Annotated in this window: 13 protein-coding genes; 9 read left to right on the top strand and 4 right to left on the bottom strand. The window is 33.4% G+C overall.

Going from position 1 to position 12413, the window contains the following annotated elements; all coding sequences use genetic code 11:
• Positions 1 to 27: 27 nt before the first annotated feature.
• From ABTV69_RS13675 to ABTV69_RS13660, 4 genes are all read left to right on the top strand, one after another.
• On the top strand, positions 28 to 720 hold the full coding sequence (locus tag ABTV69_RS13675; RefSeq protein WP_433829624.1) for a DUF421 domain-containing protein: 693 nt from the start codon (positions 28 to 30) through the stop codon (positions 718 to 720).
• 99 nt (positions 721 to 819) lie between these two features.
• Positions 820 to 1473 carry a hypothetical protein gene (locus ABTV69_RS13670; protein ID WP_433829622.1) on the top strand — a complete coding sequence of 218 codons (654 nt, stop codon included), beginning with the start codon at positions 820 to 822 and terminating at the stop codon, positions 1471 to 1473.
• A gap of 51 nt (positions 1474 to 1524) precedes the next feature.
• Entirely contained in the window at positions 1525 to 1983 is a 459-nt protein-coding gene (gene coaD, locus ABTV69_RS13665; RefSeq protein ID WP_433829620.1) for a pantetheine-phosphate adenylyltransferase, read from the top strand.
• Between the two features lie 172 nt (positions 1984 to 2155).
• Positions 2156 to 2734 (top strand): PhnA domain-containing protein, encoded by a 579-nt coding sequence (locus ABTV69_RS13660; protein WP_433829618.1) that lies wholly within the window; start codon positions 2156 to 2158, stop codon positions 2732 to 2734.
• Positions 2735 to 3078: 344 nt separating this feature from the next.
• Here the strand turns inward: ABTV69_RS13660 and ABTV69_RS13655 are convergent, their stop codons facing one another.
• Together ABTV69_RS13655 and ABTV69_RS13650 are read right to left on the bottom strand one after the other, a co-directional pair.
• A complete protein-coding gene (locus ABTV69_RS13655; RefSeq protein WP_202001246.1) occupies positions 3079 to 3522 on the bottom strand; it encodes a hypothetical protein in 444 nt (147 codons plus the stop codon).
• A gap of 369 nt (positions 3523 to 3891) precedes the next feature.
• Positions 3892 to 5253 (bottom strand): DEAD/DEAH box helicase, encoded by a 1362-nt coding sequence (locus tag ABTV69_RS13650; protein WP_433829616.1) that lies wholly within the window; start codon positions 5251 to 5253, stop codon positions 3892 to 3894.
• Positions 5254 to 5533: 280 nt separating this feature from the next.
• On the opposite strand from ABTV69_RS13650, the gene ABTV69_RS13645 reads away from it, so the two are divergent.
• Positions 5534 to 7261 (top strand): M14 family metallopeptidase, encoded by a 1728-nt coding sequence (locus ABTV69_RS13645; RefSeq protein WP_433829614.1) that lies wholly within the window; start codon positions 5534 to 5536, stop codon positions 7259 to 7261.
• 603 nt (positions 7262 to 7864) lie between these two features.
• A complete protein-coding gene (locus tag ABTV69_RS13640; RefSeq protein WP_433829612.1) occupies positions 7865 to 8755 on the top strand; it encodes a hypothetical protein in 891 nt (296 codons plus the stop codon).
• 358 nt (positions 8756 to 9113) lie between these two features.
• Here the strand turns inward: ABTV69_RS13640 and ABTV69_RS13635 are convergent, their stop codons facing one another.
• Entirely contained in the window at positions 9114 to 9743 is a 630-nt protein-coding gene (locus tag ABTV69_RS13635; protein WP_433829610.1) for an NUDIX hydrolase, read from the bottom strand.
• A 7-nt stretch (positions 9744 to 9750) separates the two neighbouring features.
• On the opposite strand from ABTV69_RS13635, the gene pyrE reads away from it, so the two are divergent.
• Together pyrE and ABTV69_RS13625 are read left to right on the top strand one after the other, a co-directional pair.
• Complete coding sequence (gene pyrE / locus ABTV69_RS13630; RefSeq protein WP_263524905.1) at positions 9751 to 10395, top strand: orotate phosphoribosyltransferase; 645 nt, start codon at positions 9751 to 9753, stop codon at positions 10393 to 10395.
• Positions 10396 to 10545: 150 nt separating this feature from the next.
• Positions 10546 to 10938 (top strand): SRPBCC family protein, encoded by a 393-nt coding sequence (locus ABTV69_RS13625; protein WP_433829608.1) that lies wholly within the window; start codon positions 10546 to 10548, stop codon positions 10936 to 10938.
• Positions 10939 to 11205: 267 nt separating this feature from the next.
• Here the strand turns inward: ABTV69_RS13625 and ABTV69_RS13620 are convergent, their stop codons facing one another.
• Positions 11206 to 11934 carry a biotin--[acetyl-CoA-carboxylase] ligase gene (locus tag ABTV69_RS13620; protein WP_433829606.1) on the bottom strand — a complete coding sequence of 243 codons (729 nt, stop codon included), beginning with the start codon at positions 11932 to 11934 and terminating at the stop codon, positions 11206 to 11208.
• A 92-nt stretch (positions 11935 to 12026) separates the two neighbouring features.
• Here ABTV69_RS13620 and rsfS point away from each other — a divergent pair, with 92 nt between their 5' ends.
• Positions 12027 to 12398: a ribosome silencing factor gene (gene rsfS / locus ABTV69_RS13615; RefSeq protein WP_433829604.1), complete on the top strand. Its 372-nt coding sequence runs from the start codon at positions 12027 to 12029 to the stop codon at positions 12396 to 12398.
• Positions 12399 to 12413: the final 15 nt, after the last annotated feature.

Raw genomic sequence — 12413 nt, 5'->3', positions numbered from 1 at the left:
TAGATAGCTAACTTTAGTAATAAAAAAATGAAACAAATTTTCGAGTGGGAAAGACTTCTGTTTAATAATCTACCAGAGAACTTTATTTTTGAAGTAATATTTCGTTCAACCGTAATGTTTATTATTCTTTTACTGACTCTTAAATTGGCAGGAAAAAGAGGTGTAAAACAATTATCGGTTTTTGAAACCGTAATTATTATTGCATTAGGTTCTGCTGCCGGCGACCCAATGTTTTACGAAGATGTCGGAATTATTCCGGCAGCGATCGTTTTTACTACGATAATCATTTTATACCGCTCTGTAACTTGGCTGACAGGAAAAAGTAAAAAATTTGAAGAATTCATAGAAGGTAAAACCGAATGCTTAATCAATGACGGAAAATTTTCTGTTTCTACTTTCAAAAAAGAAAGTTTGGCGCAAGACGAATTTTTCGCAGAATTGCGTATTAAATCTATTGAACATTTGGGTCAGGTAAAACACGCTTTTATAGAAACCAGCGGTGAAATAAGCGTCTTTTATTATGAAGACAAAGATGTTGGATATGGTTTGCCTATTCTACCTTCTTTGTTTTATGCAAAAAGCAAATTCATTCCTACTGACGGTTTTTATTCTTGTAGTTTCTGCGGAAATACAGAAGAACAGAAAGCTGGAACAGCAATTTGTAAAGTCTGCAAAAAAGACGAATGGGTTGAATCTATCAATACTAAAAGAATTACATAAATTTTTAAATTCCAAATTCCAAAACTTAGCATATTTTAAGTTAAAAAAGAAAAAACTTAGTAGCTTAGCAACTTATAACCTTAGCACTTCTAAAAAAACATGCTATTTCTAATCGGAACAAAAGACTCAAACGTAAAAAATGGCTTCATTTCAAATGAGAAATGTCCGAAATGCAAAAATGAAAACACTTTAAATTTCAGCATTTTTAGAAAGTATGTTTACGTTACTATAGTCCCGCTTTTTCCCGTTGGAAAAATCCTCAATATAGAATGCACAAACTGTAGAAATTGGTTTTACTATGAAGATTTATCTCCAGAAGCGCAAGAAAAACTAAGAAACGAAAAACTTGATAGTTCGTTATGGATGTTTTCTGGAACCATCATATTAATTTTATTCGCTATTTACAGCATTAACAACTACATCAAAAACCAAAATGAATCAGATATTTTAATTAAGAATCCAACTGTTGGTGATGTTTATAATTTAAAATTCTCCAACGGTTATTATTCTACTTTTAAAATAGACAAAGTAAGCGCTGATAGCATCTATACCACTCACAACGATTTTGACGCTTATATGCCTTATGACGTTGATGATTTGGATAAAACTGAAAATTACTCTAATCGTAAAATTTCTTACTCTAAAAAAGAGCTATTATTACTTCATAAAAATGGCGAAATCATTAAAATTAGACACAAAGTTTATCCTTTAGAAACACAAAAATCAGAATATAAAATTCCCATGACAAAGTAAAACCTTTGTACCTTCGCATCTCAGAACCTTATCAACTTAGAACCTCAAAAAATGAGAAAAGCCATATTCCCAGGATCGTTTGACCCTATTACACTTGGACACGAAGACATAATCAAAAGAGGAATTCCTTTATTTGACGAAATTGTAATTGCCATTGGTGTAAATGCCGAAAAAAAGTATATGTTTTCATTAGAAGAAAGAAAACGCTTTATTGAAGAAACTTTCAAAGACGAACCAAAAGTTACGGTGATCACTTATGAAGGATTAACAATCGATTTGGCAAAAAAAGAAAAAGCCAATTTCATTTTAAGAGGTTTGCGTAATCCAGCCGATTTTGAATTCGAAAAAGCAATTGCACACACCAATAGAAAATTATCAAAAATAGAAACTGTTTTCTTGCTGACAGCTGCAAGTACTTCCTTTATCAGTTCGAGCATTGTACGCGACGTATTGCGTCATGGTGGCGAATATGAAATGTTGGTTCCAGATGCGGTGAGGATTAAAAAATAAACTCCCTAAAAGTCATTGCTAGGAACGAAGCAATCACATTTGCATTGCACAAAGTATATCCTTGTGAGATTGCTTCGTTCCTCGCAATGCCCCTACACAACAATCAAGTCATAAACTTGCCCGCGAAGCAAATTATAAGTAATTTCGCATTTTAAAAAACAAACAATAAATAATGAGCATCGAGAGAGAATTAAGCAAACGTAGCGGATCTAAATGTGAACTTTGCGGAAATGAAGAAAATTTAAAAGTTTATCAAGTCCTACCAACTAGAAAAGGCGGAATTGATGAAGCTGTATTAGCCTGTAACACTTGTATTGATCAAATTGAAAATCCAGATAATGTAGATTTAAATCACTGGAGATGCCTTAACGACAGTATGTGGAACGAAAATATTCCGGTACAAGTTGTAGCTTGGAGAATGTTAAGCCGTTTGCGTGCTGCAGGATGGCCACAGGAATTGCTAGACATGATGTATCTTGATGAAGACATCCTAGAATGGGCAAAAGCAACTGGAGAAGGCGAAGATGACGAAAACAAATTAGTTCACCGCGATAGTAACGGCGTAGTACTACAACACGGAGATTCTGTAGTTTTAATCAAAGATCTTAAAGTAAAAGGATCAAGCATGGTTGCCAAACAAGGAACTGCTGTGAGAAACATCCGTTTAGACCACGAAAACGCAGAATACATCGAAGGAAAAGTAGATGGACAACAAATTGTGATTATTACACAATACGTGAAGAAAATATAGTTTTTTTTTTTGAGGGACAAAGTAACAAAGTAACAAAGGGACAAAGGTTCCTTGAATGCTGTTTAATTTAAACCGCAAAGTATACAATCCCGATAGCTATCGGGAACGCAAAAGTTCGCAAAGTTTTATTCCAAAAGCCTTGCGAACTTTGCGCTTTTAAAAGGTTGCAAAATAAAAAACTTAGCGTGCTTTGCGTTTAAACTATACACAAAGTATATCAAACCTGAAACTTGAAACAAAAAAAAAGCCGCTCAATTAAGAACAGCTTTTTTTTTATGAAATATAAGAACTAAGCTTAAAAACTTTGTCCCTTTGTTACTTTGTTCCTCTGAACCTCAAAAAAACTATTTTTGAAATAATTTGTTGATTTGATCTTTTACGAATGGCTCAGAAACGTTGTTTGTTGCAGCGTCTCTTTCTTTACCAGAAACCATAAATTGAACTGTAGCTTTGTCTGGAACCACGTTTCCTGTGTAGTGCAACCAAATGTAGTTGTTAGGTAACTCTAATTTGATGTCGTACAACGGAGAAGCTGTAAATCCTCCCATGATAATGTTGTATAAAGAGTTATAAGCATTATCGATGTTTTTGAATGAAAATTTTCTCAAAGTAGAGTCATCATCACTTTGAACGATTGTGTAATACACAGTGTATTCGTCACCAATTTTCTGAATGTAGTTGTTATTTACTTTTCCTAATTTTTCTACAGGAACCGTTTCTAAAACTTTAACCTGTGCAAACGAAACAAAAGTAAAAAACAATGCGGCAAGAGTAATAATCTTTTTCATAATAGTATTTGGGGTTACAATTTTACGAACACAAAAAAACATAGAAATATTGAAAAAACACCTATCAATTCGTTATTTTTTTAACATAAAATTGTAAAACTTAACGACACAATTCTAAAACACTGAAATACAGTACAATAAATTCATAAAATCGCAAATTCCAAATTCCAACAGATTGAAGTAATCTTAAATCACAAATTCCAAATTCCAATTTCTCCTTTTATGTCTTCCTGAGCGAAGTCGAAGGATCTCATGCTCTACTCCGCTCAAAAGGACAAGCTTTGTGTACGTTCTTTAACGAAAATCTAAAAATTCAAAAGAGCGTAGCGATTTTGAAAATCTAAAATCTAAAATCTAAAATCTAAAATCTTAATACTTCCCTCTCTTCTCGTCTTCTTCTTTCTTGATTACATTACGGGCCACTTCGATTTTAAACTTCTTGCCTTTCATTTTTTCATCCTTAATATTTTTCAAAAGGTCTTTTACTTTATTGTATTTTACTGCTGCAAACGAAACAAAATCTTTTACTTCGATTAATCCTAAATCATCTTTTTCTAGTTTTCCTTTTTGCGAAAAGAATCCAACGATATCAAATTTATTCAGTTTTGTCTTTTTTCCTCCACTGATATAAATAGTTTGAAATTGAGGCGGTTTTGGCAGCGAAACTTTACCTTCAACATCTAAAACCTCCATTTCGTAATCAATGTAATCCAATTCTTTTTCACTTTCGTGAATGATCACGTAAGCCGTTCCCGTTGCTTGCATACGTGCTGTACGCCCGTTTCTATGTGTGAATTCGTCTTCTTTTAATGGCAAATGATAGTGAATAACGTGTTTCATTTCTGGAATATCCAAACCTCTCGCTGCCAAATCAGTTGTAACCAAATAGGTAACACTTCCGTTTCTAAACTGAATTAAAGCACGCTCCCGCTCTTCCTGATCCATTCCGCCGTGATAATACACCGAATAGATTCCTTTTTCGTTTAAAGTGTCGCTAATGCGTTCTGCGGCATCACGATGGTTACAGAAAATAATGGCAGATTCCGATTTTAAAGAGCAAATCAAATTAAACAAACTCTGCAATTTATCTTTTGCTGGCGAAACCACCATTTTCATCGAAAGATTGGTTTTCTCTTCTTCCTCTGGAATAAAATCCAAAACAACCGGATTTACCACTCGTGTATACTTCGGAATCTCAATATCTGAAGTTGCCGAAACCAAAACACGTTTGTTTACTCTCGATAATCTTCCAATGATAAAAGACATTTGTTCGTGAAAACCCAATTGCAGCGATTTATCAAACTCATCTAAAATTAAAGTCTGAATTTTATCGGTTCTAAAAGTTTCTCTTTCAACATGATCCGCAATTCTTCCAGGCGTTCCAATTAAAACTGCTGGCGGATTGCTTAAATTTTTGATTTCAGTATCGATTGAATGTCCGCCATAACAAATATTGACTTTGTATTGCGTTCCCATTTTTTTCCAAACCTGTTCAATTTGAAGACCAAGTTCGCGAGACGGAACCAAAATCAAACACTGAACAGACAATACTTCTGGTTGCAACAATTCCAATATTGGAAGCAGAAAAGCCAATGTTTTCCCTGATCCCGTTGGAGAAAGTAATAAAGTATTGTTTTCGTTTAAAATAGCATCGTGTGCCATTTCCTGCATTTCGTTTAGACTTTTAATGCCTAAATTCGAAAGTATGTCGTTGGAATGGTGTTTTTTCATGCTGCAAAAGTAGGGAAAATTTGTTTCAAGTTTTTTCTTGTTTCAGGTTTCAAGTTTGAATGCTGGTGATTTAACCGCAAAGCGCGCAAAGTTTTTTTTGTTTTTGATTGAGTTGAGCAAACGCAAAGAACGCAAAGCTTTGCGAATAAAAACTTTGTGAACTTTGCGTAAACCTTAGCGCCTTTGCGGTAAAAAAACTACACGCAAAGCATATCAAAACATGAAACATGAAACATGAAACAAAAAAAACTATATTTGATTCTTAGTTAAAACCAAAACCATGAAACTTTTTACCATTCTCATTTCACTTTTCACCATTACGATTTTCGCTCAAAACAACAAAAAATACGATACGTTTTTTGAGAAAGGAAACGGAAATCAATCTGCATCTTATCAAGAAACAATTGCTTATTTTAAAATGCTGGCGGCTGATTTTCCAACGATTCAGATGAAAGAAATGGGATTAACCGATTCTGGCGAACCTTTACACATGATTACTTTTAATCCTGACAAGGAATTTGATTTTGATAAAATTCAGAAAACCAAAACCGTTTTGTTTGTCAATAACGGAATCCACGCGGGAGAACCTGACGGAATAGACGCTACAATGCAATTTTACAGAGATTTAGCAACCGGAAAAATGAAAGCGCCAAAAAATACCGTTTTGGTTACCATTCCGGTTTATAATATTGGCGGCGCTTTAAATAGAAATTCGACAACTCGCGCCAATCAGGATGGACCAGAAGTTTACGGTTTTAGAGGAAATGCAAGAAACTACGATTTGAATCGTGATTTAATGAAATCGGATACTCGAAACACGAAGAGTTTTGTAGAGATTTTCCAGAAAATAAATGCCGATGTTTTTATCGATAATCACGTAAGCAACGGTTCTGATTATCAATACAAACTGACGTACATCATGACGCAACACAACAAATTGGGAACGGTTTTAGGCGATTTTATGAATGATGAAATGATGCCTGCTTTGGTAAAAGATCTTCAGAAAAAGAAAATCGAAACTACGCCTTATGTAGATTCATTTAAAGATACGCCAGATAAAGGTTTCGGGCAATTTGTTGATAGTCCGCGATATACTACGGGGTATACTTCTTTGTTTAATACGATTGGTTTTGTGGTAGAAACACACATGCTGAAAAAATATGCCGAACGTGTAAAAATGACTTACGAATACATGAAAACGACGATGGATTTTACCGATGCCAATTATCAGAAAATCAAAGAGCTTCGTGTGAAGAATTTAGAGCAATATCAGCCTAAAAAATCCTATACTTTAAAATGGGAGATGGACAGCACGAAAACAACCAAATTTACCTTTTTAGGTTACGAAGCAGGTTACAAAAAAAGCGAAGCGACAACTGGAGACCGTTTGTACTATGACAGAAGCAAACCGTACAAAAAAGACGTTCCGTATATTAAAGAATTCAAATCGGCTAAAGAAATTGTGATTCCGACAGCTTATGTTGTTCCAAGAGGGTATTGGAATATTATTGACCTGCTGAAAAACAACAATATCTCATTCAGACAATTTAAAAATGATACGGTTGTTGAGGTTGAAAGCTATAGAATTGCCGATTTTAAAACCGTTCCATCTGCTTACGAAGGACATTATTTACATAGAAATACGACAGTAACTTCTAAAAAGGTTAAAATGAATTTCGCCAAAGGAGATTATTATGTTCCAACGAACCAAAAAGGCGTAAAATATCTTCTAGAAGCTTTTGAACCAGAAGGAGTTGATTCGTTTTTCAATTGGAATTTCTTCGATGCAATTTTACAGCAAAAAGAACATTACTCCCAATATATTTTTGAAGATACTGCCGCTCAACTTTTAAAAGATAATCCAACTCTAAAAGCAGAACTAGAAACCAAAAAACAAAACGACCGCGAATTTGCAAAAAGCGCCGAAGCTCAATTAAACTGGATTTACAAACATTCTGTTTATTATGAAAAGGCTCATATGCAGTATCCTGTTTATCGTGTTTTGTAGTTTTTTTTTAACGCAGAGTTCGCTAAGATTTTTTTGCTTTTGATTGTGTTTAATAAAACGCTGAGGTCGCAAAGCTGTACGTTTAGAACTTTGTCAAAGTTTGAAACTTTGACAAAGTTACCGCAACGATAGCGCAGATTTACAATCTGTGCCCGCGAAATAACTTCCTAAACAATATTTGGATAAGATATTATTCAGATTTAAAATATGATTTAGATGTTATTATATTATTTGGAAATCTAAACTTTCACGTTTACTTAACTTTGCGCACACAAATTGCAAATCTAAGCTAACGGACTATCGTGTTTTGTAGACTTTTTTATAAAGCAGAGTTCGCTAAGTTTTATTTGCTTTCGAAAACGACTTAAAATTAAAAGTAATTAAATGCCTTTTAATTACATTTTTATCTCTAGTATTAAACACTCTAAGCGAATCATCTTAGTTATAGCAATGGTCATGACATTAGTGGACCGAATGTCTTCTTTTGTTTTTGTTTTTACAAATAATGAAGAGTTTAAGTAATTATTCATTATTTGAAAATAAAACAAAAAAACATTCCATAGATCAAAGTAAAAGAGATATTTTCGCACAAAGACTTTATACATGACTTCAATTTTCGAAAAATTAAAAGCTACAAACTTTGCTATTAATATTTTAATATTAATAGCAAGCTTATTTACCACTTTGCCTTATGTTTTATATACAAAGCAACAAGTTAATGAGTATATCTTTGATGTAATGATCATGACTGTGTTTATTGCACTTTCAAGTTCTTTCTTATATGTGTACATAATTAAAAAAAAGGTATTATATCTGCTTGTAGCTATTTTCACTTTCTTTCATTTTGTTGTTTTTCCTTTTTGCTACACTAGCTTGCTTAATTCAAACTCAAATAATCTAAAAATTGAGCAAGACATATTGGAATCTGAAAAATCAAATCAATATCTTCTGGTTGCAGAAATTTATGGAGAATCCAATATTGCTAAACAAAAAGTTCTGAATGATCTAATTACAAATGAAAATGGGTTTGTAAATTTAACAGAAGAAAAAATAAGTGACAATCAAATGTTTATTTTGTCAAACTATATTGTAGTTTCTACATATGTAAGGAGAGACATAGGTGGAAAACATCCACCAGAACCTATAAGAGCTTTTAATATCTATAAAAAAAATGGAGTTTTCATTCTGTCAGTAGATGCTGATATTGATTATAAAAATGTAAGGAATTTATTTAAGAGTGAAATAATTAATTTTAAAAACTTGGAAGTTAAAAAAAACAAAGCCATCAAAGACATATATTCAAATAAATTTTGGTCATATAAAAATGTATTACCTTATTCGATGAATATTTTCATTACGAGTAACATAGTTCCAAAAAGCAAGGTTGCGAATACGTTATTTTTTATTCATAATATTTTTATATTTTCATTTCTACTTAGTATGATTATTGGTTTTGTACAAACGGCACTACCGAATAAAGGAAATGGATCATAAAAATGTAAAAAAAAATATTCCTATTTAACTCCCGCTAGCACGAGCGTCCCGTTCGTGAACACAATCTAAATCAATACACAAAAAGGCACGAGCGGGACGCTCGCGCCAGCAAAAACTTGAAATTTGAAACTTTAAACCTCAAACAAAACATAACGACAAAGTATGTCTCCGCGTGAGGGATAGAGCTAAGCTACCGAAGTAGCGGCGAAAGCCCGACAGCAATAAAAAAAAGACCCAATGAACGCAAAGTTGATTGGGTCTTTTTTTTATTGGTGGCACGTCCAAATAATTTAAATTTCAATTTTTAAATTCCAAATTCCAATTAAATACTGATTAACTGTTGGAATTTGGAATTTTTCTATTGGAATTTTTCCATCGATTTTTTATCCATTGGAATTTTTTCTTCTTCGAATAACAATTTAATGTTTTCGTAAGAGTTTTTAAGTGCTTCTTTGATTTGTTCTGGGTTTAACCAAGCTACTTTTTCTATTCCTTCTTCAATTTGTCCGTGTGGTGTTCCTTCAAAATCAGATTGCATTTCGAACCAATGCGTGATTTTGAGTTTGTATTTTCCGTTGCGTTTAAAGATATGATAGGTTTTTTGAAGTTTATTCGTAATACGAAGCTGGTTTACTCCTGTCTCCTCCTCTACCTCACGCATTGCCGTCGCCTCGATGTCTTCCCCTTTCTCGATTCCGCCTTTTGGCAGATCCCATTTTCCGTTTCTAAAGATAAACAAGACTTCGCCTTTTTTGTTGTAGACAAAGCCTCCGCCCGCTTTATTCACGGGAATTTTAGCTTTTAGGGTTTTCATCATTTCACTTTCGTCGGGATGATATAGAATCGCTTTTTGAATTTTATTTTGAAAAATTTTTATAATAAGCTGTTCGATATCAATACTCTCCAACAAGAACAATTGGAAATCTGTTTCTTTCGAGATTTCATTTGTCAAAAAAAGTGGTTTGTCGTTTACAAAAACTTTATACATTTGTACTATGATTTTTAATAAAGATACTGCCGAAAAAACAGCCGAATTGCTTTTGCAAATAAATGCAATTAAATTGAATCCCGAAAATCCTTTTACATGGGCTTCTGGTTGGAAATCTCCTATTTATTGTGATAATAGGTTAATTCTTTCATTTCCGAGCATCAGAAACTATGTTCGTGATGAGTTTGCTAAGAACATCGAAAAACAATTTGGAAAACCTGATGTGATTGCTGGTGTTGCTACTGGAGCCATTGGAGTTGGAATTTTGGTTGCCGAAAGTTTAGGTCTTCCTTTCGTATACGTGCGTCCGGAGCCAAAAAAACACGGTAGACAAAACCAAGTGGAAGGTTTTTTACAAAAAGGGCAAAATGTTGTAGTTGTCGAAGACTTGATTAGTACTGGAAAAAGCAGTTTGATGGCTGTAGAAGCTTTAAGAAGCGAAGGTGCTAATATTAAAGGTATGGCAGCTATCTTCACTTACGGTTTTGGTGTTGCTGAAGAAAATTTCAAAGAAGCTAACATTGATTTATTCACTTTAAGCAACTACGAAAACCTACTAAGCTTAGCAGTTCAAAAACAATATATCACCGAAGATCAGCAATCGACTTTGCTGGAATGGAACTCAAGTCCATCTACTTGGGGACAAGAGTAATTTTAGATTTTAGATTTTAGATTTTAGATTTTAGATTTTAGATTTTAGATTTTAGATTTTAGATTTTCTTAAAATCGCTTTGCTCTTTTTTGGAATTTGGGATTTAAAAAATTGGAATTTATTTTTAATAAATAATAAACAAAACATTATATGAACTTAGAAAGTCCAAAAGTTACAGTTCAGAAATCAGCTCAGGATTTATTTGATCAACTGACTGACGTAAAGAATTTCGAAAAATTAATGCCAGACAATATCGCTAAATTTGAAGTGACTGGCGAAGACGCTTTTATTTTTGGATTGAAAGGGATGCCTGAAATCAAATTAAAGATGAAAGAAAAAGTAGCGCCAAACAAAATCGTTTTGGGTGCTGCAAGTGATAAACTTCCGTTTACGCTAACGTCAAACATTGACACGGTTTCTGATTCAGAAAGCGCTGTTCAATTGTTCTTCGAAGGAGAATTCAACGCTATGATGGCAATGATGGTTAAAGGTCCAATTGGTAAGTTTATTGAAACTTTAGCAAACAATATGCACAAATTATAATGGTGAATTGTAAATTGTGAATTATAAATTAAAAAGTCCAATCTATCGATTGGACTTTTTTTATGTTTTATGCTCTCGCAAAGTTTTTACCGCATTTTTGTCATTTCGACGTAAGGAGAAATCTCCGCGAGAAACTCTACAAAGATTGGCGATTTTTAGAAACGGAACTACTTGCGGAGATTTCTCCTTACGTCGAAATGACAAACAGGGCAATTTACCTCCATCAAAAGAAAACTTAGAATCTTAGCATCTCAGAACCTTAGCATCTTAGTAAAGCATTTTCACTTCCTTAATCTCAAATTCTGCAACAGAATCATTTTCTAACAAAACCTGCAATTTCCCGAATGGAGAAACACCTTGAATGATTCCCATGAAATCTTGGTTGTCGTTGTCTCGAAATGCTGTTGGAACGCCTTTTTTAAATAAAAAATTAAAGTAATCGTTCCAGAAATTCTGCGATTCGATTTTCCACGATTGGATTTTTTCTTTTAATTTTTCGACGATTAAAATTGCCAACTCTTGCTTATCAAAAGGTTTTCCTGAAATTACTGCTATTGAAGAAGCATTAGGCAATTCATCAAAATCGGTTTGATTGACATTGATTCCGATTCCGACAACTGACACGATTCTGCCATCACTTTTTAGGGTATTTTCGATTAATATGCCAACCAATTTCTTATTGTATGACAGAATGTCGTTTGGCCATTTTATGCATATATCAGGAATATTTAACGATTTTAAAACTTCTGCAACCGATAAAGAAACCAAAACACTCAAATTGAAAACTTCTTCGTTACTAAAGAGAAAATCTTTAACCAAAACGCTCATTGTTAAGTTTTTACCTGCTTGAGTCTTCCACACACCACCTACTTGTCCCTTGCCTTTTGTCTGATTTTCAGCTGTTACCGTTGTAAAATTCTCTACTTCATCCTGACTTGCCAATGCTTTTAGAAAGTCGTTTGTAGAATCTATGGCATCGAGTTTGATTAGTTTCATTAAATAATTTAAATATCTTAATTTAATATTTTGTTAAGGTTCAAAAATAATCACAAAATTTGGTAACTTTACAAATTCATATAAAATAATTCATGGCGAAAAAGACTATTAATAATGATGTTCTACTGGCGAACATAATCAAAGGGATTGAGGAAGTAAAAGGAAATGATATCGATATTCTTGACTTAAGAGAAATAGATACTGCTGTATGCGACTATTTTGTTATTTGCAACGGTAGCTCAAACACCCAAGTAAACGCCATCGTAAACTCAATTCAAAAAGTTGTATCAAAAGACTTAAAAGATAAACCTTGGCACGTAGAAGGAACCGATAATGCAGAATGGGTTTTAATGGATTACGTACACATTGTAGTACACGTTTTCCAGAAGCACATTCGCGAATATTACAACATCGAAAGCCTTTGGGGCGATGCCAAAATAACTTCAATCGAGAACAAATACTAAAGAAACTTTCATTAA

The organism is Flavobacterium anhuiense, assembly GCF_050990855.1.
GTDB lineage: Bacteria > Bacteroidota > Bacteroidia > Flavobacteriales > Flavobacteriaceae > Flavobacterium > Flavobacterium anhuiense_C.
Note: the sequence above shows the minus strand (reverse complement) of the source record. Positions and strands in the feature narration are given on the sequence as shown.